Source organism: Roseovarius salis (genome assembly GCF_044472985.1).
Taxonomy (GTDB): Bacteria; Pseudomonadota; Alphaproteobacteria; order Rhodobacterales; family Rhodobacteraceae; genus Roseovarius; species Roseovarius salis.
The window spans coordinates 1-23,622 of the sequence record NZ_JBISDG010000039.1; the positions used below are offsets into that span (position 1 = coordinate 1).

General features: G+C 67.3%; 22 protein-coding genes. 9 read left to right on the top strand and 13 right to left on the bottom strand.

Annotation, left to right across the window (positions count from 1 at the left end; genetic code table 11):
- Nucleotides 1–180: 180 nt before the first annotated feature.
- A complete protein-coding gene (gene bchO, locus ACH13J_RS14595) occupies nucleotides 181–1,050 on the top strand; it encodes an alpha/beta fold hydrolase BchO (RefSeq protein ID WP_397544081.1) in 870 nt (289 codons plus the stop codon).
- A 19-nt stretch (nucleotides 1,051–1,069) separates the two neighbouring features.
- Here bchO and ACH13J_RS14600 read toward each other — a convergent pair whose 3' ends face one another.
- The 5 genes from ACH13J_RS14600 to pcaC form a co-directional block, all read right to left on the bottom strand.
- Entirely contained in the window at nucleotides 1,070–1,555 is a 486-nt protein-coding gene (locus ACH13J_RS14600) for an NAD(P)H-dependent oxidoreductase (RefSeq protein ID WP_397544082.1), read from the bottom strand.
- Nucleotides 1,556–1,589: 34 nt separating this feature from the next.
- Nucleotides 1,590–3,107, bottom strand: coding sequence for an AMP-binding protein (locus ACH13J_RS14605; protein WP_397544083.1), 1,518 nt, complete (start codon nucleotides 3,105–3,107; stop codon nucleotides 1,590–1,592).
- 81 nt (nucleotides 3,108–3,188) lie between these two features.
- Entirely contained in the window at nucleotides 3,189–3,809 is a 621-nt protein-coding gene (pcaG, locus tag ACH13J_RS14610; protein WP_397544084.1) for a protocatechuate 3,4-dioxygenase subunit alpha, read from the bottom strand.
- Nucleotides 3,809–4,537 carry a protocatechuate 3,4-dioxygenase subunit beta gene (gene pcaH, locus ACH13J_RS14615; protein WP_397544085.1) on the bottom strand — a complete coding sequence of 243 codons (729 nt, stop codon included), beginning with the start codon at nucleotides 4,535–4,537 and terminating at the stop codon, nucleotides 3,809–3,811. The genes pcaG and pcaH overlap by 1 nt, the downstream gene beginning before the upstream one ends.
- A complete protein-coding gene (pcaC, locus tag ACH13J_RS14620) occupies nucleotides 4,534–4,929 on the bottom strand; it encodes a 4-carboxymuconolactone decarboxylase (RefSeq protein WP_397544086.1) in 396 nt (131 codons plus the stop codon). The genes pcaH and pcaC overlap by 4 nt, the downstream gene beginning before the upstream one ends.
- 307 nt (nucleotides 4,930–5,236) lie before the next feature.
- Here pcaC and ACH13J_RS14625 point away from each other — a divergent pair, with 307 nt between their 5' ends.
- From ACH13J_RS14625 to rfbA, 8 genes are all read left to right on the top strand, one after another.
- Nucleotides 5,237–6,160, top strand: a complete 924-nt coding sequence (locus ACH13J_RS14625; protein WP_397544087.1) for a hypothetical protein — start codon at nucleotides 5,237–5,239, stop codon at nucleotides 6,158–6,160.
- A 174-nt stretch (nucleotides 6,161–6,334) separates the two neighbouring features.
- Nucleotides 6,335–8,827: a glycosyltransferase gene (locus tag ACH13J_RS14630; RefSeq protein WP_397544088.1), complete on the top strand. Its 2,493-nt coding sequence runs from the start codon at nucleotides 6,335–6,337 to the stop codon at nucleotides 8,825–8,827.
- A gap of 153 nt (nucleotides 8,828–8,980) precedes the next feature.
- A complete protein-coding gene (locus ACH13J_RS14635; RefSeq protein ID WP_397544089.1) occupies nucleotides 8,981–9,757 on the top strand; it encodes a Stf0 family sulfotransferase in 777 nt (258 codons plus the stop codon).
- Between the two features lie 161 nt (nucleotides 9,758–9,918).
- Nucleotides 9,919–10,476, top strand: a complete 558-nt coding sequence (rfbC, locus tag ACH13J_RS14640; RefSeq protein ID WP_397544090.1) for a dTDP-4-dehydrorhamnose 3,5-epimerase — start codon at nucleotides 9,919–9,921, stop codon at nucleotides 10,474–10,476.
- Nucleotides 10,473–11,528: a dTDP-glucose 4,6-dehydratase gene (gene rfbB, locus ACH13J_RS14645; RefSeq protein WP_397544091.1), complete on the top strand. Its 1,056-nt coding sequence runs from the start codon at nucleotides 10,473–10,475 to the stop codon at nucleotides 11,526–11,528. The genes rfbC and rfbB overlap by 4 nt, the downstream gene beginning before the upstream one ends.
- On the top strand, nucleotides 11,519–12,220 hold the full coding sequence (locus ACH13J_RS14650; protein WP_397544092.1) for a sulfotransferase family 2 domain-containing protein: 702 nt from the start codon (nucleotides 11,519–11,521) through the stop codon (nucleotides 12,218–12,220). Before rfbB ends, ACH13J_RS14650 begins: the two co-directional genes overlap by 10 nt.
- Nucleotides 12,217–13,071 carry a dTDP-4-dehydrorhamnose reductase gene (gene rfbD, locus ACH13J_RS14655; protein ID WP_397544093.1) on the top strand — a complete coding sequence of 285 codons (855 nt, stop codon included), beginning with the start codon at nucleotides 12,217–12,219 and terminating at the stop codon, nucleotides 13,069–13,071. Before ACH13J_RS14650 ends, rfbD begins: the two co-directional genes overlap by 4 nt.
- On the top strand, nucleotides 13,068–13,940 hold the full coding sequence (gene rfbA, locus ACH13J_RS14660; protein WP_397544094.1) for a glucose-1-phosphate thymidylyltransferase RfbA: 873 nt from the start codon (nucleotides 13,068–13,070) through the stop codon (nucleotides 13,938–13,940). The genes rfbD and rfbA overlap by 4 nt, the downstream gene beginning before the upstream one ends.
- 10 nt (nucleotides 13,941–13,950) lie before the next feature.
- Here rfbA and ACH13J_RS14665 read toward each other — a convergent pair whose 3' ends face one another.
- The 8 genes from ACH13J_RS14665 to ACH13J_RS14700 all read right to left on the bottom strand — a co-directional run bounded on the left by ACH13J_RS14665 (nucleotide 13,951) and on the right by ACH13J_RS14700 (nucleotide 23,622).
- A complete protein-coding gene (locus ACH13J_RS14665) occupies nucleotides 13,951–14,319 on the bottom strand; it encodes a Na+/H+ antiporter subunit G (protein WP_397544095.1) in 369 nt (122 codons plus the stop codon).
- A complete protein-coding gene (locus ACH13J_RS14670; RefSeq protein ID WP_397544096.1) occupies nucleotides 14,316–14,585 on the bottom strand; it encodes a K+/H+ antiporter subunit F in 270 nt (89 codons plus the stop codon). The genes ACH13J_RS14665 and ACH13J_RS14670 overlap by 4 nt, the downstream gene beginning before the upstream one ends.
- Nucleotides 14,582–15,085: a Na+/H+ antiporter subunit E gene (locus ACH13J_RS14675; protein WP_397544097.1), complete on the bottom strand. Its 504-nt coding sequence runs from the start codon at nucleotides 15,083–15,085 to the stop codon at nucleotides 14,582–14,584. The genes ACH13J_RS14670 and ACH13J_RS14675 overlap by 4 nt, the downstream gene beginning before the upstream one ends.
- A gap of 2 nt (nucleotides 15,086–15,087) precedes the next feature.
- Nucleotides 15,088–16,704: a monovalent cation/H+ antiporter subunit D gene (locus ACH13J_RS14680; protein WP_397544098.1), complete on the bottom strand. Its 1,617-nt coding sequence runs from the start codon at nucleotides 16,702–16,704 to the stop codon at nucleotides 15,088–15,090.
- The gene (locus tag ACH13J_RS14685) at nucleotides 16,701–17,057 is read right to left on the bottom strand and encodes a Na+/H+ antiporter subunit C (protein ID WP_397544099.1); all 357 of its coding nucleotides are present in this window, start codon (nucleotides 17,055–17,057) and stop codon (nucleotides 16,701–16,703) included. Before ACH13J_RS14685 ends, ACH13J_RS14680 begins: the two co-directional genes overlap by 4 nt.
- Before the next feature lies 1 nt (nucleotide 17,058).
- A complete protein-coding gene (locus ACH13J_RS14690; RefSeq protein ID WP_397544100.1) occupies nucleotides 17,059–19,929 on the bottom strand; it encodes a monovalent cation/H+ antiporter subunit A in 2,871 nt (956 codons plus the stop codon).
- 183 nt (nucleotides 19,930–20,112) lie between these two features.
- Entirely contained in the window at nucleotides 20,113–21,540 is a 1,428-nt protein-coding gene (locus ACH13J_RS14695; protein WP_397544101.1) for a C69 family dipeptidase, read from the bottom strand.
- Nucleotides 21,541–21,561: 21 nt separating this feature from the next.
- Nucleotides 21,562–23,622, bottom strand: a complete 2,061-nt coding sequence (locus ACH13J_RS14700; protein ID WP_397544102.1) for a dipeptide ABC transporter ATP-binding protein — start codon at nucleotides 23,620–23,622, stop codon at nucleotides 21,562–21,564.

Below are 23,622 nucleotides of genomic sequence, written 5' to 3' on the forward strand. Positions count from 1 at the left end.
TGGTCTCGGCCGGGCTGCGGGCCGCGGGTCTGGGCGGAATCGTGATCGACACCGCCACGCGGCCGGGCGACGCGCCGGCCTTGCTCGCCCGTCAAATGGGCGCGCGCTACCTCGCGCTTCCGCGCGCCCGGGCCGAACAGATCAGCACGGCCGTCTCTGCCGCGCTGGAGGGCTAGGCGCATGGACTGGACCCGCGACCTGCCCGGCTGGCCGCTGCAAGACCTGTCCCGCCGTGTGCGCTGCCGCCCCCACGAGTGGCACGTGCAGGAGGCAGGCACGGGGCAGACGATCCTGCTGCTGCACGGCGCCGGCGGGGCCACGCACAGCTGGCGCGACCTCCTGCCCGCGCTGGCCGAGGGGTATCATGCCGTCGCGATCGACCTGCCCGGGCAGGGATTCACCCGTGCGGGAACCCGGCGCAGGCTCGGCCTGTCGCAGATGTCGTCGGACATCGCGTCGCTCTGCGCGGCACAGGGCTGGCACCCGCGCGCGATCATCGGGCATTCCGCCGGGGCGGCCATCGCGCTGGACCTTGCCGGGCGGCTGGCCGGCCCCGGGGGCGACCCGCCCGGCGTCGTGGGGATCAACGCCGCGCTGGACCGGTTCGACGGCATCGCCGGCTGGCTGTTTCCCGCACTCGCCAAGCTGCTGGCCCTCAACCCTCTCACCGCGTCGGCCTTCACGCTGGGGCGCAATCACGCGGCCCGCGCGCAACGGCTGATCGAGAGCACCGGCTCGCACATCAACGCCACCGGGCTGACCTGCTATGCGCGCCTTTTCTCGGACCGGCCCCATGTCGATGCCACCCTGCAGATGATGGCGCAGTGGAACGTCGACGCGCTGGTCGCCCGGCTGCCAGAGGCGACAGGGCGCTGCCTGCTGCTCACCGGATCGCGCGACAGCGCCGTTTCGCCCGAGGTCTCGCGCCGGGCCGCCGCCCGGATGCCACGCTGCGAAACGGGCGATCTGGGGCCGCTGGGTCACCTCGCCCACGAGGAGGCGCCGGCGGAAACCCTCCGGCACATAACCGGGTGGCTGGCGCGGGGGTGACACCGATCGCCCGGGCCGTTCAGAACACCCCCATCGCCAGCCCGGCCGCCAGCGCCTGCCCCAGCTCGCGGCATTTTTCCAGCTCATCCGCTGGAATGGTTTTCTCGGCCAGGATCTGCTCTTTCGTCTGGGCATGGGTGCAGATGATGAACGGCTCCTGCACGGGCTTGAGCCGCCAGCCCTGCGCGATCCGCGCGGTCTGCCGCAGCGCGTTGCTGCCGTCCGAGCCGGCACAGATCATCTGCGCGTAGGGCCGCCCCTCGATCCGGCCCAGCACGTCGTAATAGCAGCGGTCGAAGAATTCCTTCATCTCGCCCGCGATCGCGGCAAGGTTCTCGGGCGCGCAGAAGATATAGCCCCGCGCATCCAGCAGGTCGCCGGGGCCGGTCTCGCCGGCCGTCTTGAGCACGGTCCCGGTCTCTTCCCGCGCGGCATCATAGGCGGCTTCGGCCATCTGCCGGCTGCCGCCGGTCCTTGAATGGTACACGATCAGCAAATCGGTCATCTTGCGCTCCGCGCTTCTCTGGCGGCCTGCCGTCTCAATCCCCGCGCAACGCCGCGGCGTGATCCTCGCGCAGAACCGATTTCTGCACCTTGCCCATGGTGTTGCGCGGCAGGCTGTCCACCAGCAGGATCTTCCTTGGCTGCTTGAAACGGGCCAGCTGTTGCGCCGTTGCCGCGGCCAGCGCGTCCGGCTCCGGCGCCGCGCCGGCTGCGGGAACGACCAGCGCCAGCACCCCCTCGCCAAGGTCGTCGTGCGGCACGCCGACCACCGCCGACTCCAGCACGCCGGGCTGGGCGTCGAGCACCTGCTCGACCTCCTTGGGATAGACGTTCAGCCCGCCCGAGATGATCAGGTCCTTCTCGCGCCCGACGATCTGAACGTACCCGTCGGCGTCGACGCGCCCCAGATCACCGGTGATGAAGAACCCGTCCGCGCGCAGCTCTTCGGCGGTCTTTTCCGGCATCTGCCAGTATCCCTTGAACACGTTCGGGCCGCGCACCTCGATCATGCCCGTTTCGCCAAGGGCGCGTTCCGCGCCGGTCTCGGGGTCGGTGATCTTCAGCTCAACCCCCGGCAGGGGGAACCCCACCGTTCCGGCGCGTCGCTCGCCGTCATAGGGGTTGGAGGTGGACATGTTGGTTTCGGTCATGCCGTAGCGTTCCAGTATACGGTGGCCTGTGCGCGCCTCGAAGCGGCGGTGCGTCTCTTCCAAAAGCGGGGCCGAACCGGAAACGAAGAGCCGCATGTGCGCGGCCAGTTCACGGGTGAAGCGCGGATCGTCCAGCAGCCGGGTATAGAACGTCGGCACCCCCATCAGGCTGGTCGCGTCCGGCATCCGCGCGATCATCGCGTCGACATCGAACCTTGGCAGGAAGATCATCGCGCCACCCGCCAGCAGCATGATGTTGGTGGCCACGAAAAGGCCGTGCGTGTGAAAGATGGGCAGCGCGTGCAGCAGCACGTCGTCGGCCGTGAAGCGCCAGTAATCGGTCAGCACCTCGGCATTGGACAGCAGGTTGCGCTGTGTCAGCATCGCGCCCTTGGACCGCCCGGTGGTTCCCGAGGTGTATAGCAAGGCGGCCAGATCGTCCTGCTCCCGCGGCACGGTATCGAAGTCACCCGGCAGGGGGCGGGCGCGGTCGGCCAGCGTGCCGCTGCCGTCCGCGTTCAGCGTCTCCAGACGGGCGTCGTGGGCGGCGGCCACCGGCGCCAGCGCGTCCTTGGCCGCCCCGTCGCAGACCACCATCGCCGCGCCGCTGTTATCGATGAAGTATGCCAGTTCATCGACCGTGTAGGCGGTGTTGAGCGGCAGGAAGATCACCCCCGCCTGCACGCAGGCGGCATAGAGCGCCAGTGCCTCGGGCGACTTGGCGACCTGCGCGGCCAGCCTGTCACCCGGTGCAAGGCCCGCATCGGCCAGCGCGTTGGCAAAGCGCCCCGCGACCTCCAGAAACGCGGCGTGGCTCAGGCACCCGCCATCCGCGGTGTACAGGAAGGGCGTCGATTTGCCCGCGTGTTTGCCGAACAGGCTGTCGTAAAGCGGGTTGGCCATGGCGCTCTCCATCCTTGTTTGCGGGTCCCGGGCGGGCATAGCCGATTGGTCGTCGATGTCAAAACGCCGTGTTCCAAGCCCTCAGATATCGAGGAAAACGGTTTCGTCCCCACCCTGCAGGCGGATGTCGAAACGGTATGTCGCCCCGGCGCCGTTGTCGCGCCGCTCCGCGATCAGGGTCCGGCGCCGGTGTTCCCATTCGATCAGGTTCAGAACGGGGTCCGCGGCGTTGGCCTCGGCCTCGTCGGAGAAATAGAGCCGCGTGTTCAGCCCCACGTTTATCCCCCGCGCAACGATCCAGAGGTTGATGTGCGGCGCCATGATCCGCCCGTCGCGCGCCGCCACCGGGCCGGGTTTGACGGTATCGATCGCCCATTCGCCGGTCTCGAAATCGGGGGTGATACGGCCCCACCCGCGGAATCCCTTCTCGACCGCGCCGGGATGCTCGGGATGGGCGTAGACGCCCGCCGCGTTGGCCTGCCATGCCTCCAGCAGCGCGTCCTTGACCGGTGCGCCGGTGCCGTCGGTCACAAGCCCCTCGATGCGGATACGCTCTCCCGACGCGTTCGGACCGGCGATGTCACGGCCCAGTTCGCGCGCGTGCATGTCGAAACCCGCCGCGCCCGGCGCGAGACCGATATGCAGGTAGGGCCCGGCCGTCTGCGACGGCGTTTCCTTGAGGTAGTCCAGACGCTGCGCCATCAATTGCCCTCCGGTCGGGTCTCGAAAAAGGTCGAGCGGCGCCCGCGCAGGACGATGTCGAACTTGTAGGCGATGCTGTCGAACGGCACCGTCGCGTTGAGGTCGAGCGGCGCGATCAGCTGGTCGACCGCCCGCGGATCCCCGACCGACTGGGCAATCGGGCACTGCGCGATGAGCGGGTCGCCCTCGAAATACATCTGCGTCACGAGCCGCTGGCAAAAGGCCCGCCCGAAAACCGAGAAATGAATATGGGCGGGACGCCAGCTGTTGCCCCAGTTGCGCCAAGGATACGCGCCGGGCTTGACCGTGCGGAAGGCATAGTAACCGTGCTCGTCCGTCAGAACCCGCCCGCAACCGCCGAAATTCGGGTCGATCGCGGCGCGATAGGTGTCGTTGCGGTGGCGGTAGCGCCCGCCGGCATTGGCCTGCCAGATTTCCAGCAGCGTCTCCGGCACGGGGCGCGCGTTCTCGTCCAGCACCCGGCCGTGCACGATGATCCGCTCGCCCACCGGGCTCTCGCCCGTTCGGGCGTAATTCGTCAGCAGGTCGTTGTCGCCCCGATCGATGTCGCCATGGCCGAAAACCGGGCCGGTGATCTCGCTCGCCGTCCGGTCGAGGCTCAGCAGGGGAAAGCGTGGCGCGCGGGTTTGCGATGTCTTGTAATCGGGCGCATGGGCCGGCGGGTGCCACCGGCGGTCGCGTTCGTGATAATCCGGCGGCCCCGTCATTCCTGCTGCTCCTCCGCTTGCGCGGCCATTTCGGCATATGTCTGCTTGGCCAGCTTGATGGCGTGATTGGCCCGCGGCACGCCGGCGTAGACCGCGACGTGCTGAAACGCCTCGATCACGTCGCGTTGACTGGCACCGGTGCGGGCCGTGGCGCGGATATGCATCGGGATTTCATCGAAATTTCCCGTCGCGGCAAGAAGCGCCAGCGTCAGCATCGACCGCTCGCGTCGGGTGATGCCGTCGCCCGCCCAGACAGTGCCCCACGCCGCCTCGGTGACGAGATCCTGGAACGGCGCGTCGAACGCGGTCTTGGCCGTCTCGGCCCCGTCGACATGCGCATCGCCCAGCACGGCGCGCCGCACCTCCATCCCCGTTTCATACCTTTCTGCCATGAATGCCTCCCCGACGGGCGCGAACCGGGCCGCGCAGGGTATTCTGTCCTGTCCGCGCGGCCATATCAACAGTCAGCCACGGGCATCCCGCGACCGGCGGGACAGGCGGATGTATATCCGCCGCCGGGCATGGAAAAGGCATCGGCGACGGATGGTATCTTGCACTCCTGCAGGTTTTGAATAGCTTGTTCGCCCAGCAGGCAGAGGCCCGGAAACCGGATGACAGCGCGAAAAACACCGGCAGAGCACGGCGAAACACCGCAGGCGGTTGACGAAAACCTCCCGGAAACAATGCGGAGACACGCCAGTGGCTAGAATCGTCCTGCATATCGGCATGAACAAGACCGGCACCACCGCCATCCAGGAATACCTGAGGGGCAATACCGCGCATCTGGCCGAGCAGGGGCTGCTCTATCCCCGGACGGGCCGGGAGCCGGGCAATGACACGGCCAAGCACACCGCGCTGTCCGACGCGCTCGGCTTCTGCCAGAGCCCCAAGACGGGGCCGGCCACCCCGGCCGAAAGGAAGGAGCTGCGCCAAAGGCTCGATGCCGAGATCGCAGAACACGCCCCCGAGGTCGTTTTCATAAGCTCCGAGATGTTCGTGCGGCGGCGGCGGCTTGGAGCCGTCCGTAATTTCTTCGACGGGCACGATGTGACGGTGCTCGTCTATCTCCGGCGGCACGATCACTGGTGGCTGTCCCTCTACAACCAGGCCGTGCGCACGGTGACCGACCCGCCATGGGAGCCCGGCTTCGTCGGATTTTACGAGTTCAACAGGAATCGGGCCAACCTGCAGAACTCCTATGCTCGCCTCGTGAACCAGTGGGCGCGCATCTTCGGCACCGGCAACATCGTCGTGCGCCCCTACGAGCGCGGGCAGAACGATCCCGACATCGTGACGGATGCTCTGCGGTCCGCCGGGGCACCCGAGGCGGCGCTGGTGCCCGGCTGGAGCGACAGCCGCCACAACAACTCGATCTCGGCGGAAACCCTGCGCCGCATCGACAGGGTTCAACGTTCGGGGCTGAACACGAAGCTGAAAAGGCTCAAGATCAGATATGCCATGGCCAATGACCGGAACAGCGCATGCACTGACGATCCCTTCGATCTCATGCCACCGGACCTCCGCCGCAAGCTGGTCGAGGAAAACATGGGCGAGTATGCCAGGATTGCCAGGACCTATCTGCACCGCGAAGATGGCCGGCTGTTCTACGAACCCCTCCCCTGAGACGGCGCCACGGCGACGACGGGGCCGCCACGGCGGCGCCGGCGGTCGTGTGGACATGGTCGGCGGCGATGGGTATAGCCCCGCCCGAGAGGTCCGGGCGCGACCACCATTCGGCCGGGCCGGGTCACCCCGAAACGGCATGCACAACCCGGCAACGGCCCCGAAGGACGACCGATGTATTCCAAGCTGATCTGGGCGTTCAAGCTCTATTCGCTGCAACATCTCGAAATCTCCCTGGCCCCGCACCGCATCGTGGATTCGGACGAGGCTCTCGTAGGAAACGCCGAGGAGCTCAGGCTGCGCGAGGGCCGCCTGCATGTGCGCGGCTGGTGTATCGGTGACCGGGTGGAACTGCGGCTGGACGAGGCCCATGTCACCCGAACGCCGTCGATCGAGCGCAGCGATGTCGCCGCGGCAACGGGGGCGGACCTGATGACAGGCTTCGAGGCCAGCCTGCCATTCACCCACGGCAAGCTGGAGATCACGGTGCACCGCGGCGACGACGTGGCGATGCTGGAGATCGAGATGCCGCGCCCGGGGGCCATCGCATGGGCCCGGCGCAGGCTGTTCGGCCGCTTCCTGTTCGATCTGGTGCGCGGCGCGGGCTTCATCATCGGCGGCTACAAGGCCGGCGAGATCGAGTTCCGCCGAAGGATCAAATCGGTGCTGCGCCTCGAGGCGCGGGAGCGCACCAAGGAAATCGACCCCGCCGTGCTGGTCCCCGCGCCCGACACCCCCGCGCAACCTCCGGCCTGCGGCACGGTTACGGTCGTTCTGCCCGTTTTCAACGCCTTCGAATTGCTGTGCGAAAACCTCGACAGGCTGATCGCGCACACGGACCTGCCCTGGCGCCTCATCCTGATCGAGGACAGCTCGACGGATACGCGCGTGCGCCCCTGGCTGCGGGACTGGGCCGGGCGGGCGCAGGCAGAGATGCTGGCCGGGGTCGAGCTGATCGAGAACGAGGCCAATCTCGGGTTCATCGGGAGCGTCAACCGAGGGCTCGCGCGGGCCCGCGAGCTTGGCGGGCCTGTCGTGCTGCTGAATTCCGACGCGCTCGTGCCGCGGGGCTGGGCCTCGCGGCTGATGGCGCCGCTCGTTGCCGATGACACGGTCGCCACCGTCACGCCGATGTCCAACGATGCGGAAATCTTCGGCGCCCCGGTGATCTGCACGCCGGTGCCGCTGGCCGAGGGACAGCTTGAACGGATGGACCGCCGCGCCGCCTCCCTCAGCGCCCGGGCCGCGCCCGTCACGGCGCCGACGGGTGTGGGGTTCTGCATGGCGATGAGCCCGGCATACCTGGACCGCGTGCCGCAATTCGACACGGCGTTCGGCCGCGGCTACGGCGAGGAAGTCGACTGGTGCCGCAAGACCGCGGCTCTCGGCGGTCGGCACCTCGCGGCCACCAACCTGTTCGTCGAACATCGGGGCGGCGAAAGCTTCGGCAGCGACAGCAAGCGCGACCTCGTGATCGAGAACAACCGGATCATCTCTGGCCGCTACCCGGACTATGACGGCCTCGTGCAGCAATTCATCATGAACGATCCGCTGGTCACCGAAAGGCTCGCGCTGGCGGTGGCCTATCTCGACAGCCTGCCGGATGCCTCCGAGGTGCCGGTTTTCATCGCCCATGCGATGGGCGGCGGCGCGGAAAACTACCTGCAGGACCGGATCGCGCGGATGGCGCCCCGCGCCGCGCTGATACTGCGGTTCGGAGGATCGCACAGATGCCGCATCGAGGCCGTCACGCCCGCCGGCGTCACGCAGGCAGCCACGGACGATCTCGATGTCGTCAAGACGCTGGTCGCGGACCTCGATCGCCGCCGGGTGGTTTATTCCTGCGCCGTGGGCGACCCGGACGCCGCCGCCTTGCCCGGGTTCATGGCCGCGATCGCGCGGGAACGGCCGCTCGACATCCTCTTTCACGACTACCTCCCGATCAGCCCCTCCTATACCCTTCTGGGAAGCGACATGGTGTTCCGGGGCGTTCCCGACCCGGCGACGGACGATCCCGCGCACATGCTGCGCCGCCCGGACGGTACGCGGCTGTCGCTGCAGGAATGGCAGACGACCTGGCATGGCCTGCTCGAAGAGGCTGACCGGCTGATCGTGTTTTCCGACGACAGCAAGAGGCAGGTCGCCGCGGCATACCCCGATCTCGCCGGGCAGATCGTCGTAGAGCCGCACCAGCCCACGCCGGGGGTGGCAACGGTCACGCCGCCGCGGGGCGACAGGAAGGTGATAGGTGTGCTTGGCAATATCGGCCCTCAGAAGGGCATCGGCGTGCTGCGGGCGCTGTCGCACCGCATCGCCGACGAGCCCGATCTTTCGATGGTGGTCGTCGGCCGGGTGGACCCGCGCACGCCGCTGCATCAAGGAGCCACGGTTCACGGGCCCTACACGCCCTCAGACATCCCGGCCCTTGTCGAGCGCTACGGGATCACCTGCTGGCTTATCCCCTCGATCTGGCCCGAGACGTTCTCCTTCACCACCCGGGAATGCCTCGCCACCGGCCTGCCGGTAATCACCTTCGACCTGGGCGCACAGGGCGACGCCGCCAGCCGGGCGGAGAACGGTATCGTCGTGCCCCTGCCGCGCGAGGGCGCGGAGACGGACGCCGTCATGAACGAGATCATGGCGCGGGCGCGAAGCGTCAGGAGCTGAGCCGGGCGGGCGTCGCCCTTGCAATCACGTCCGGCAGATGCCAAGACCTGCCGCACCCGACCAGCGGTATCCCGACGGTTAATGGAGCTTAAACTATTGCAGAAAGAGCTTTTCGAGAATCCGGATTTCGACCCGCAAAGATACGCACAAGACATGGAAAAACCGCCGGCCCCGCGCCGCTTCGTGATCTATTTCACGCCGCGGTCCGGGTCGTCATGGCTGGCGGATGCCCTGACCGACAGCAAATGCCTCGGCCGGCCTTCAGAGTATTTCAACCCGAATTTCATTCCCAACATTGCCCGCAGCATCAACGCGGATTCGCTGGAACGCTATATCGATGTCTTGACCCGCAGGAACCATCCCGGCCGGATCTTTTCCTTCGAAATCACCATCTACCACCTGAACCGGGTGTTCGGAAATGGCGAGGCGTTTCTGGAGTTTTTTCCACCCAGCCTGCCGGCCTTCTATCTCCGGCGCGAGGACATGGTGCTTCAGGCGGTTTCGCTGGCCAAGGCGGTAACGACCTCCGTCTATCACTCCAAGAACGCTCAGCCACAGGACATAAACGAGGCGGACACCGCTTTCGGCTACGATCCCGACCTGATCGGCCAGTGGCTTGCGCATATCCTCGACCAGGAGCGCAAGATCGAAGCCTATTTCGAGAAATTCGATCTCCGTCCTCACCGCCTCAGCTATGAGCAGATCATGGAAATGGGACAGGAGGCCACCGTGCGCCATTTCATCCGGCACCTGCGGCCGAAAATGCATCAGCAGGGCCGCCCCGCCAACCTGACGTTCTCGTCGCGGCACGCAAAGATCGGCACCTCGCGCAACGCGGAATACGCGGAGCGATTCCGACAGGACCGTCCCGACCGCGCGGCCGAGGTGGACGAATTCCGCGCAAGCCTGGCAGGCACGATCGCCGGCTGAGCACCCGGCGCGGGGCCGTATCGTTTCACGCGCCAGTTTGCCTTCATGCTCGACATTTTTCCGACGTCTCGTCCATTCCGGGCTTTATGCCGTTGCATGTTTTGGGAAATCGTGTTTGATCCGTGACCGAGAGTGCGTTTCGGAATTTCGGACGAAGTCATATGGACATCGAGGAACTGGATCTGCCGGGCGTTCTGCTTCTGACGCCGAAGCGGTTTGGCGACGATCGGGGGTTTTTCTGCGAGACGTGGAACCGGCGGCGGTTCGCCGAGGCTGGGATCGCGCTCGATTTCGTTCAGGACAACCAGTCGCTTTCGGCTGCCGCGTGCACGCTGCGCGGCCTGCATTACCAGGCGCCGCCGCACGCCCAGGACAAGCTGGTGCGCTGCGGGCGCGGGCGGCTTTTCGACGTGGCGGTGGACATCCGTCGCGGCAGCCCGACCTACGGCCGGTGGGTGGGGGCGGAGCTTTCGGCGGAGAACGGCAAGCAGCTTCTTGTCCCGGCGGGTTTCCTGCACGGCTTCGTCACCCGCGAGCCCGACACCGAGATCCTCTACAAGTGTTCGGATCACTACGCGCCCGAGTGCGACGGCGCGGTTCGGTGGGACAGCTGCGGCATCGACTGGGGGCTCGAGGGCGCGCCGGTGCTGTCGGACAAGGACGCCGCCGCCCCGGCGCTGTCGGATTTCGACAGCCCCTTCACGTGGGAGGGCGCATGAAGCTGCTGGTCACGGGCGGCGCCGGTTTCATCGGCTCGGCGGTGGTGCGGCTGGCCATCGCCCGCGGGCACGAGGTGGTCAATGTCGACGCGCTGACCTACGCGGCCTGCCTCGACAACGTGGCGCCGGTGGCGGATGATCCGCGCTATGCGTTCGTGCAGGCCGACATCCGCGACCGCGCGGCGATGGACGCGGTCATGGCCGGGCACGCGCCCGACGCGGTGATGCACCTCGCGGCCGAGTCCCATGTCGACCGTTCGATCGACGGGCCCGGCACCTTCATCGACACCAACGTGACGGGCACCTTCACCCTGCTGGAGGCGGCGCGCAAGTACTGGGTGGCGGCGGGCCGGCCCGCCGGCTTCCGCTTCCACCACGTCTCCACCGACGAGGTCTATGGCTCGCTGGGGGAGACGGGGCAGTTCACCGAGGAGACGCCCTACGACCCGCGCAGCCCCTACTCGGCCTCCAAGGCAGCCTCGGACCACCTGGCGCGGGCGTGGCATCACACCTACGGGCTGCCGGTGCTGGTGACGAATTGTTCCAACAATTACGGCCCCTACCACTTCCCCGAAAAGCTCATCCCGGTGGTGATCCTGAACGCGCTGGCGGGCCGGGAGATCCCGGTCTACGGGGCGGGGGAGAACGTGCGCGACTGGCTTTACGTCGAGGATCACGCCGACGCGCTGCTGACGGTGGTGGCAAACGGCGCGCCGGGACGCACCTACAACATCGGCGGCGAGAACGAGGCGCGCAACATCGACCTGGTGCGCACGATCTGCGCGATCCTCGACCAGAAGCGCCCGGGGCCGGCGCCCTACGCCGACCAGATCACCTTCGTCGAGGACCGCCCCGGCCATGACGCGCGTTACGCCATCGACCCCGCCCGCATGCGTCACGAGCTGGGCTGGCGCCCCTCGGTGACCCTGCGGGAAGGGCTGGCCAAAACCGTGCAGTGGTATCTAGACAACGAACACTGGTGGCGCGCCCTGCAGGACCGCGCGGGCGTGGGCCAGAGGCTGGGGACAGCGGGAGGCGCCGCATGCCCCTGACCTTCGTTTCCGGACAGTTGGTGCAGTTTGCGCATGTCCCGCGCTGCGGCGGAAGTTCGATAGAGAATTATCTCCACGGCCGGTTTGGCAGACTTGCATTTCTAGATCGCCGGGATGGCCGGATTCCCTCCTCCGAGCGCTGGTCGCACACATCGCCGCAACATATCGAAACCGTGGCTTTCGACCGGATCATTCCAGACGCCTGGATCGCGCATCGCTTTGCCCTGGTGCGCCATCCCGAGGACCGGATCATTTCCGTCTTCCTGTTTCAGCGTGACATCGAACAGGCAATTCCGCACGAGATGCGATTTTCGGAATGGATTGCCAGCTTGCCCAGCCGAATTGCCACCAATCCGCATTACCTAGACAATCACGTGCGACCCGCGGACGAGCTCGTACCTAGGCAAGCTGTCCCTTTCAAATTGGAAAACGGCATGGAGCAGGTGATTGAGTGGCTGGACGGAATCGAAGGCGCGCAACGCGGTGCGCGCAAGATTGGTGAGGTCAATTCCTACGCCGCACGTCTGCAACGTGCCGGGCGAGATCCCGGACAACCTCTGGAAATCACGCCACAGGAACGTGCAGTGATCACCGAGACCTACGCAGCAGACTTCGAGCGTTTCGGCTACGTGCCCCGAACAGACGGCCCAACGAAAACCGCCGCAACTGCCTCGAAAGGAGACCAAGCATGACGCTGCTGGTTTTCGGCCGGACGGGCCAGGTGGCGGGATACCTGGCGGCGCGCGGGGACACTACCTGCCTCGACCGCGGGCAGGCCGACCTTGCCGATCCGGATGCCTGCGCCGCGGCCATTCACGCCCATGCCCCCCGCGCGGTGATCAACGCCGCCGCCTACACCGCCGTGGACCGCGCAGAAGAGGAGGAGGACCTCGCCACCGCCGTGAACGGCGCGGCGCCGGGCGCCATGGCCCGCGCCTGCGCGGGGCTGGGCATTCCGTTCGTCACCATCTCGACCGATTACGTCTTCGACGGGTCGGGCGACGCGCCGTGGCGGCCGGGTGACGCGACCGCGCCGCTCGGGGCCTATGGCCGCTCCAAGCTGGCGGGCGAGCGCGCCGTCGCCGCCGCCGGGGGCGCCCATGCCATCCTGCGCACCTCCTGGGTGTTCGCGCCGGGGGGGCGCAACTTCGTCACCACCATGCTGCGGCTCGGGGCGGAACGCGACCGGCTGACCATCGTGGCCGACCAGGTGGGCGGGCCGACCCCGGCCGACGCCATCGCCGCGGCCTGCGTGACCATCGCCGGGGCGCTCGCCGACGATCCCGCCAAAAGCGGCGTCTACCATTTCGCCGGCACGCCGGACGTCAGCTGGGCGGACTTCGCCCGCGCCATCTTCGGCGCGGCCGGGCTGGGCTGCGCGGTCGCGGACATTCCCACCGCCGACTATCCCACGCCGGCGCGGCGCCCGCTCAATTCACGGCTGGACTGCAACGCCACGCGCGATGCCTTCGGCATCGACAGGCCCGGCTGGAACGCGGCGCTGCCCGCCGTCATCGACCATTACAGGAGCCACGGATCATGAGCGACCGCAAGGGCATCATCCTCGCCGGGGGCAGCGGCACGCGGCTTTACCCGGTCACCATCGGCGTCTCCAAGCAGCTCCTGCCGATCTATGACAAGCCGATGGTCTATTATCCCCTGTCGGTGCTGATGCTGGCGGGCATCCGCGAGATCGCGGTCATCACCACCCCGGAGGACCACGACCAGTTCAGGCGCACGCTCGGCGACGGCAGCCAGTGGGGGCTCACGCTCACCTACATCGTGCAACCCTCGCCCGACGGGCTGGCCCAGGCCTTCATCCTCGCCGAGGATTTCCTCGCCGGGGCGCCCTCGGCGCTCGTGCTGGGCGACAACATCTTCTTCGGCCACGGCCTGCAGGAACTCATGGCCCGCGCCTACACCCACGACGACGGCGCCACCGTCTTCGGCTACCGCGTGGCCGACCCCGAACGCTACGGCGTGGTCGATTTCGACGCCGACGGCAAGGTGCGCCACATCGTCGAGAAACCCGCGGTGCCGCCCTCGAACTATGCCGTCACGGGGCTCTACTTCGTGGACGGCACCGCGCCCGAGCGGGCCCGGCAGGTCGAACCCTCCGCCCGCGGCGAACTCGAGATCACCTCCCTGCTGGAGATGTACCTCGCCGACGGCCAGCTCCACGTGGAAACCATGGGCCGGGGCTACGCATGGCTCGACACCGGCACCCACGGCTCGCTGCTCGACGCCGGCAACTTCGTGCGCACGCTGGAAAAACGCCAGGGAATGCAGGCCGGAAGCCCCGAGGAAATCGCCTACGCCCAGGGCTGGATCGACGCCGACCAACTGCGCGCCCGCGCCGAAACCTTCAAGAAAAACGCATACGGGGAATACCTGAAGTCCCTGCTGCGCTGACCGCCGCCGGTCAGGACGTGGCGTCGTTGCGCGGCGCGTCTTGCGTCGCCCATGCGTTGTCCTCGCGGGGCGCGGGCAGGTCCTCGGTGATCCGGCCGCGGTGAATGGCCACCTTGGCGATGAAGTTGGCCGAGATCGGCGCCGTCACGAAGAGAAACGCCACGATCAGCAGTTCGTGGAGCGAGAATTCGCCGCGCCCGAAGGCGTAGATCGCCGACGCCGCAAGAATGCTGCCGACACCGAGCGTGCTCGCCTTGGTGGGGGCATGCAGGCGTGACATCGGCTTGTCCAGCTTCAACAGGCCGTAAGACCCCACGAGGATGAACACCCCGCCGATCACGATGGCGGCGCAAACGACGATTTCGGTAATCTGGCTCATTCGATCACGTCCCGGCGCAGGATGAAGCGCGCATACGCCACGGTCGAGACGAAGCCCAGCATCGCGATCAGCATCGCCGCCTCGAAATAGATCGGGGTCTTCATCGCGATACCGTACAGGACGATCAGCGCCACGGCGTTGATCGACAACGTGTCGAGCGCGAGGATGCGGTCTCCCATTCCCGGGCCGATCAACAGGCGCCACAGGGCCAGAAGCTGCGAAAGCCCGACGGCGGCGAACCCGAAATAGATGGCATAGTCGATCATTCGAATATCTCCTTCAAACGACGTTCATAGCGCCCCTTGATCTGGTCGCGCACCGCATCGGGATCAGGCGCGTCGAGCGCGTGCACCAGCAGCGTGCGGCCCTCGTTGGACAGGTCGGCCGACACCGTGCCCGGAGTCAGGGTGATCGTGCCCGCAAGCACGACGATCGCCTCTGGCGTGCGGATGTCCAGCGGGATCGCCACCCAGTTGGGCCGCATGTCGGCATTGCGCTTGAACAGCACGATCATCGCGACCTGCACGTTGGCCACGATGATGTCCCAGACGACGACCACGATGTAGCCAAGAGCGTTCGCCGGCCGCGAAAGCCGGGGGCGGTCAGGCCAGTAGGCGGCGGTCAGGATGGGGATCAGGATACCCAGCACGAGCCCGAAGGCGAACGTGCCGGGCGCATAGGAATTGTGAAGCAGCGCCCAGACCACCACCAGCAGCAGCGTCAGCAACGGGTGGGGCAGGATGCGGCGAGCGAGGCGTCGTGTCATGGTCAGTGGTCCTCCCCGGCGTGGTCGCCCGCGTCCCCCGCGGTCTCGGCGTGCCCGCCCGACTTGCCCTTGTAGGTGATCTGGCGGCCGGGTGTCTCGAGAACCGTGGTGACATAGGGGGCCGGCGCAAAGAGCTGCTGCGTCGTGGCGGCCATGTAGCGTTGCACCGGACCGGCGAAAACGGTCACCGCCACCAGAAGCGCCAGCACCCCGCCTATGGCCACGAGCGGCAGCGCCGGCCGGTCGGCGGCGGCCTGGACCGCGCGCGCCTCCTCGTCGGTTGGCACATCATCGGCATGCGCCTTCCAGAATACCGTGCTGCCCGCCCGCGCGAACCCGATCACGGCCACGAGGCTGCCGACCAGCACCACCGCCCATATCCACGCGGCGCGCGGGTCACTCACCGTTGCATCGAGAATAAGCAGCTTGCCGACGAAGCCCGACAGCGGCGGCAGCCCCGCCATGGCGATGGCCGCGGCAAAGAACAGGGCCGCCACCAGCGCGCCGCCCGCTATCGGCGGCGCGGCGGCCAGTGTCACCCCTTGTGCACCACGGCGCTCGCGCACCACGTCGACCAGCAGGAACAACGCGGCAGTCGCCAGAGTGGAGTGCACGGCATAGTACAGCGCGGCTGCGATGCCCTCTGGCGTGAACACCGCCAGCGCCGACATCAGCATTCCCATCGACCCGATCACCGCGAAGGCCACGAGCCGGTCGAGCCTGCGCGCCCCGAGTACCCCGATCGTGCCCACGGCCACGGTGAGCAGCGCCGCGGGCAGCAGCCACGTGTCGAACAGCCCCTGCGTGATCGCGAGGTCGGGCGGGAAGACGAGGGTGTAGAACCGGATGATCGAGTATGCGCCCACCTTTGTCATGATGGCAAACAGCGCCGCCACCGGCGCCGGTGCCTCGGCATAGGAGGCCGGCAGCCAGAAATGCAGCGGCAGGATCGCCGCCTTGACGGCAAAGACCAACAGCAGCAGCACCGCGGCGGCGCGGATACCGGCGGCCTCTTCCGCCGGGATGGCCGCGACGCGCTGCGCGAGGTCGGCCATGTTGAGCGTCCCGGTCTCGGCATAGATCGTGCCGAGGGCGAACAGGAACAGGGTCGAGCCCAGCAGGTTGAAAACAACGTACTGCATCCCCGCCCGGAACCGCGCGGCCCCGCCGGAATGGATCATCAGCCCGTAGGAGGCGATCAGCAGCACCTCGAAGAAGACGAAGAGGTTGAAGGCGTCGCCGGTGAGGAAGGCGCCGGCGATCCCCATCAGCTGGAACTGGAACAGCGCGTGGAAATTCCGTCCCCGCATGTCCCAGCCCGACCCGATGGCGTAGAGCAGAACCATCACCGCCAGCAACGCGGTGAGCACCACGAACAGCATCGAAAGCCGGTCGCCCACCAGCACGATGCCGAAGGGCGCGGCCCAGTTGCCCAGCTGGTAGAGCAGGATCGTGCCGTCCGAGACCTCGCGCAACAACCCAGCGGCGATGGCCAGCACCGCCAGCGCACCGCCGAGCGAGAACACCCGCTGCACCCCCGGATGGAACCGCAGCACCAGCACGATGAAAGCCGCCATCATGGCCGGCAGGATGACGGGCGCGATGATCCAGTGGCTCATATGCGCGCTCCCTCGTCATCGTCTGCCTGCGCCTTGGGCTCGTCGATGTGGTCGTCCTGCGAGCTCAGATAGGCGCCGAGCCCAACGATCACCACGACCGCCGTCATGCCGAAGGAAATCACGATGGCCGTCAGAACCAGCGCCTGAGGCAGCGGATCGGAATAAGCCTCGACCCCGTCGCGCAGCACCGGTGGCTGATGCACCGCCAGCCGCCCCGACGCGAACAGGAAGATGTTGACGGCATAGCTGAGAAAGGCGGTGCCGACGATCACGGGAAACGTGCGCTTTCGCAGCACGAGATACATCCCCGCGGCCGTCAGCACACCCACGGCACTGGCCAGCAACATTTCCATCTCAGCCCTCCTTGCCGGCGGCTGCGCCGCCGTCCTCGTCCGCGCGCGACGGGTCGATGTCCATCGCGTACTCGCTCACCTCCTCGCCGCTGCGCCGCGCCAGCCGCGAGAAACTCTCCAGAGACAGCATCACGGCCCCGACCACGCACAGGAACACGCCCAGGTCGAATCCCATGGCCGTGGCCAGTTCGAACTCCTGGAACGGCGGGATGCGGAAATAGCCAAAGGCGGATGTCAGGAACTCCGCCCCGAAGAACCACGCGCCGATCCCGGTCAGCCCCGCCACCAGCACGCCGGCCCCGATAATGGTATGATACGGGTAGCGCTGCCGCGCGTCGGCCCAGGCGAACCCCGAGGCCATGTACTGCATGACCACGGCGATCGACACGACGAGTCCGGCGATGAACCCGCCCCCCGGTTCGTTGTGCCCGCGCAGGAAGATGTAGACGCCGACCATCAGCACCAGCGGCAGCATCAGGCGCGTGGCCACGACCATCATCATCGGGTGCGCATCGCCGGCCACGTCCTCGAACGGGCGGTTCAGCAGGCGCGCACGCACGGGCCCCGACAACAGCGCCTCGGTCACGGCATAGATGATCAGCGCCGCGATCCCCAGCACGATGATCTCGCCGAATGTATCGAAACCGCGGAAATCGACGAGGATGACGTTCACCACGTTCGTGCCGCCCCCGCCCTTGTAGGAATTTTCCAGGTGATAGGCCGAGATCGGGCCTTGCGCGAAATCGCGGATCAGCAGGCTGTAGATCAGCGCCCCCGCGCCCGTGCCCGCCGCGACGGAGATGACCCCGTCGCGCAGCCGCCGCCCGGGGGTGCTTTCCACCGGGGTCTGGCGGGGCAGGAAATTGAGCGCCAGCAGCAAGAGGATGATCGTCACCACCTCGACCGAAAGCTGCGTCAGCGCGAGATCCGGCGCGCTGAGATACGCAAATCCGATGGAGATAACCAGCCCGACCACCCCCATGAGGATCAGCGCGAGAAACCGGTTCCGGTGATACCAGATCAGGCTGCCGGTGGCGATCACCAGCAAGAGCCACGCCACCACCGCCATCGGCGACACCGGGAGCATCTCGCGCGTGGGCGCCCCGATGGTGCCGGTCATCCATGCATGCCCGACAAGGGCCACCACGGACACGGCGAAGATCGCGGCATACCGGGTGAGAGAGCCGTCATGCAGCCCGCCCGTCACACCCCGCGCAGCCGAAACCATGGCGGCGATCAAGGCGTCGAATATCCTTTTGGCAAAGGGCGGCCCGGCCACGTCCCAGCCCCGCGCGAGCGGGCCGAACACCAGCAGCAGCACGATGCCGCCCGCCACCGCCGTCACCGACATCCACAGCGCCGCGGTGAAGCCGTGCCATATCTTGAGATGGGCATAGGGCATCTCGGCCGCGCCGCCCAGCACCGCGCCGGTGACGGTCCTGACCAGCGGCTCGGCGAGGAAGGGCGCCACGCCGATCGCGACAACGATGATGACAAGAAGCGCCGGCGGCCCCCACATCCCGAAGGGCGGGTCGTGCGGATGGCCGGGATAGTCGTCGCGCTCGGGTCCGAGGAAAACATGCGCGATGTAGCGGAACGAGTAGGCCGCCGAGAAAAGCGCCCCGACGGTGGCCAGCGCCGGCACCAGCAGGGGCAGGCCGAAGAGAACGGTGTGCGTCGTCTCCTCCAGCATCATCTCCTTGGACAGGAACCCGTTGAGGAACGGAATACCGGCCATGGACAGTGACGCCAGCGTGGCGATGACGAAAGTGATCGGCATAAGGCGGCGCAGCCCGCCCAGGCTGGGGATGTCGCGCGTTCCCGCCTCGTGGTCGATGATGCCGGCGGACATGAACAGCGCCGCCTTGAACGTCGCGTGGTTGAGGATGTGGAACACCGCCGCCATCGCGCCATAGGGCGTGCCGGTGCCCAGAAGCATGGTTATGAGCCCCAGATGCGAGACCGTGGAAAACGCAAGCAGACCCTTGAGGTCGTTCTTGAACAGCGCGATCACCGCCGCGATCACCATGGTCACCAGCCCCGCCCCGGTCACGAGCGCGAACCACAGATCGGTGCCCGACAGAACCGGCCAGAGCCGTGCCATCAGGAATATGCCCGCCTTTACCATGGTGGCGGAGTGCAAGTAGGCCGACACCGGGGTCGGCGCGGCCATGGCGTGCGGCAGCCAGAAATGGAAGGGGAACTGCGCAGACTTGGTGAAACAACCCAGCAGGATCAGCAAGAGCGCGGGCGTATAGAGCGGCGAGGCCTGGATCGCGTCGCGGTTTTCCAGGATCACCGTCAGGTCATAGCTGCCCGCCACCTGCCCCAGCAGCAGCATCCCCCCGATCATGGACAGCCCGCCCATGCCGGTCACCACCAGCGCCATACGCGCGCCCTGCCGGCCCTCGGGCAGGTGCTTCCAGTAGCCGATCAGCAGGAAGGACGACAGCGAGGTGAGCTCCCAGAAGATGAGCAGCATCAGGATGTTGTCGCAAAGCACGATCCCCACCATCGCCCCCTGGAACAACAGCAAATAGGTATAGAACTCCCCCATGTTGTCCTCGCGCGAGAGGTAGAAACGCGCGTAGGTGATGATGAGCAGCCCGATGCCGAGGATCAGCGCGGCGAAGAAGAAGCCCAGCCCGTCGATGAAGAAATTGGCGTTGAGCCCCAGCGCCGGCAGCCAGTCGAGGCGGGCGGTGACCACCTCGCCCGCCATGACGGTCGGCAGGTGGGTGAACAGACCGATGAGCGCCAGGAAGCTGACGAAGAAGGTCGTCGACGCACAGGCCCTGCGGCCCGCCTGAATCATGAGTCCGGGAAGCAGAGCCCCCAGAAAGGGCAGGGCAACGATAAGAAATAACGACATATTATCCTGTCCCACGCTTGTCGGGCGACTATAAACGGTGCGTCGCGCGAGAGAAGCCCCGAATCGGAGTTTCCGTCCAGACCGAACTTAAGGCGCCGGACCCCGGGAACCAGACCGGAATACGCCGAACACATCGGCAATCTGCGGATTTTCGGTGGCGGCGCGGCCGCGTCGGCGCCGGCCCTACCAGGTCTGCTCGGGCGCGACCGGCTGGCGCGTCCGGTTCAGCCGGTCCAGCGCCCGCAGGCGGGTTTCACCCGCATCGGCCAGCGCGCGGCAATCGTCCAGCGCCGCGCGCATGCAGCGATCGGCGCACTCGGTCAGCAACCGTGCCGCCAGGCGCGGCTCGCTCGCCTCCAGCAGGATTTCGGCGCTGCGCTGCACGTCGGGCAGCTCCGCGTTGAGCCGTGTCTCCATCGCGCGCCAGTGCGCCCAAACCTCCGGCAGCAGGGTGTCCTGCGCCTGAAACGCCAGATGCATGAGCCGCTTGAACTGGTAGACGGCGCAATCGGTCACCTCCACCCCCTGCGGGACATGGGACACCGTGTCGGGGTTCTCCCGTTCCTTGCGACGGTCGAGGAACCGGGCACTCTCGCCCGTGGTGAGGTATCGGTGCTGGGCGTACGGATCAGGCACCGATGTCTGGCCCAGAAACACCGGCGTCAGCGGCGCTGTCACCGGGCCGATGGCGGCGTGCCACATCATCCGCTGCGCATCGTGCCGGGGATGGACCAGCGGGACCACCTGCCCGTATCCCGCGGTGTCGCCGGTCAGGCGCTCGGTCTGGATCGACCAGAACACATCCTCCAGCGTCACCTTCCCGGGCCGGGCGGCCCGCGCGCGCATCTCGTCCTCGATCCATGCCACGCCATCCCACCGCAGCTTGCCGTCGCCGTAGATGCCGTTCACGTTGAACGGGCCATCGCCACGCGCATACCAGCCCAGCTCCACCGCCGCGTCGATGAAATGCTCCGGAAACAGGAAATCATCGTTCGGCGCGTCCGGGATCTCACCGATATAGCCGGGGCGCGAGGCGCGGATGCTGTCGGGGCCCAGCCGCTCGGCACACCACAGCCCGCGCCCGCCGGCAAACTCGATCACCACCCACGCCTCGTCGGGATCGGCGATCATGTGCGAATTGCCGCCATAGGTCGAATAGCCATGCTCCGCGATCAGTCGTCCGATAAGCTCTACCGCCTCGCGGGCCGTGCGGGCGCGCTCGACCACGATCCGGGCCAGGTCGGAATAGTTCGGCCCGGTCTGATCCTTCGGCGTCATGTCGATCAGCTCCTGCCGCGACGGCGCCCAGATATCACGCACCGCGACACCGTGCTCGTTCAGCCCGCCATTGGTCAGCGGCGCGGGCACGCCAAGATAATAGCTGTAGCTCACCCGCATGTTGCGCAGCGTCTCGGGCGCTTGGGGGATATCCGTGCGCTCGCCGGGCATGTCGGCCCGCGGCGTGACGCCCACGGTTATGGCGCTGCCCGGCTCGTGGCGCCGCGCCGGGTTGATCTCCAGCCAGTGGCTCGACGGCTCGTCACCGTATCCCGCCAGATAGGCAATGCCGTCGGCGGTAAGGTTCCGCCCGATATAGATGCCGTAGCTCATGCGCCCTGTCCTCGTACGCGGTCAGTTGAGGGGGAAGAAACAGGCATGGCTGCGCCCGTCCGCGGCCTCGAAATGCGGCGGCTTCGCGGCCCGGCACTTGTCCTGAACATACGGGCACCTCGTGGCGAAATCGCATCCCTTGGGCCGGTTCAGCAGGCTGGGCACCTCGCCCGAGATCGACACGTGCTTGCGCCGGCGGTCCGGGTCGGGCTGGGGCACGCCCTCCACCAGCGCCTGCGTGTAGGGATGGCAGGGCGCGCGGAAGATATCCTCGGCCCGCCCCTCCTCGACGATGCGGCCCAGATACATGATGGCGATCCGATCGCTGATGTGCCGCACCACCGGCAGGTTATGGGTGATGATCAGGTAGCCCAGCCCGTGCTCGGCCTGCAGGTCCGCCATGAGGTTGAGCACCTCGCCCTGCACCGACACGTCGAGCCCCGCCGTGGGCTCATCCGCGATGATGAGCTTGGGGTTGAGCGCAAGCGCGCGCGCCACGCCCACGCGCCGCGCCTGCCCGCCGGACAACTCGTGCGGGTAGCGCGTGAGGAACGGCTTGGGCAGGCGGACCATGTCGGCCAGCCGTTCGGCCTCGGCATCGAGGTCCACGCCCTTTACCCCGTGGATCTGCAACGGTTCCGTTATGAGCGCGCGCACCGACTTGCGCGGGGAGAGCGAGCCGGCCGGATCCTGGAACATCATCGCCATGTCCCGCCTGAGCGGCTTGAACTGCGCCTCGGGCATGTTGGCGATTTCCGCGTCCTCGAACCGGACGGCCCCGGAGGCGGACCGTTCGAGGTTCAGCACGGCCCGGCCCAGCGTCGTCTTGCCCGAGCCGCTCTCGCCCACGAGGCCCACCGTCTCGCCGGGCCGCACGCGCAGGCTGACATCCAGAACCGCGTCCACTAAGGGATCCGCGATTCCCCGCAGCCGCGCCCTGAGCGCCCCCAGAGTGCGGAACCGGACGTTTAGATCCTCGACCTCCAGCAGCGGCTCGGCGCGCTCCACCCGCGCGGGGGCCGCATCGGGTTCCTTGCCGCGATGCACCGTCAGCACATCCGCCGGCGGCGGCCAGTCGGGGTCGCGCAGCGGCCCCTCCAGCAGGTGGCAGTTGGCATAGCCCCCGTCGCCGCGCGGCACGTTGGGCGGGGCGGCCTCGTGGCATTCCGGCATCGCCCGCTGGCACCGCGGGGCATAGATGCATCCCTTGCGGGGCTTGGTGAGGTCGGGGATTTCGCCGGGAATGACTGGCAGCTTGCGCGACACGTCCGTCACCCGTGCCGGATCGCATTCCAGCAGCGCGCGCGTATAGGGGTGCTGCGCGTTGTGAAAGATCTCGCGCACCGGCCCGGCCTCGACCACCTCGCCGGCATACATCACCACCACGTCGTCGCACAGTTCCGCGATGAGCCCTAGATTGTGGGACACCAGCACGATGGTCGCCTGCGTCTCGCTCTGCAGCTCCTGCAGCAGGTGGATGATCTGAGCTTCCATCGTGACGTCGAGCGCCGTCGTCGGCTCGTCCGCCAGCAACAGGTTGGGCGCCGTCAGAAGCGCCATGGCGATGCCGGCGCGCTGGCGCATCCCCCCCGAGAAATGGTGCGGGTACTGGTCGATGCGGCTCTCGGGATCCGGGATGCCGACCTTTTCCATCATCTCGATCGCCATCCTCCGCTTTTCCACCTTCGACAGGTTGGGCCGGCGGTAGAGGATGTCGAACATCTGCCGGGCATAGCTCAGCACCGGGATCTGGCTGGTCATCGGGTCCTGGAAGACGACCGAGATCTCCTCGCCCCGCACGGCGCGGCGCCCGGCCTCACCCATGCCGAGAAGCTCGCGGTCCTGGAACAGGATCTCGCCGCCCATGACCTCGGCGTTGCCGGAGAGCAGCCCCATGATCGACCACAGAACCGTGCTCTTGCCCGAACCGCTCTCGCCGACGATCCCCACGATCCGGCCCTTTTGGACGGGAAACGTGATATTGCGCAGCGCCTTGACCCGGCCGCGGGCGGTGCGGAAATCGACCGACAGGTTGCGGATGTCGAGCAGGGTTTCTGGGGTGGTGCCCATGTCCTTGGCCAT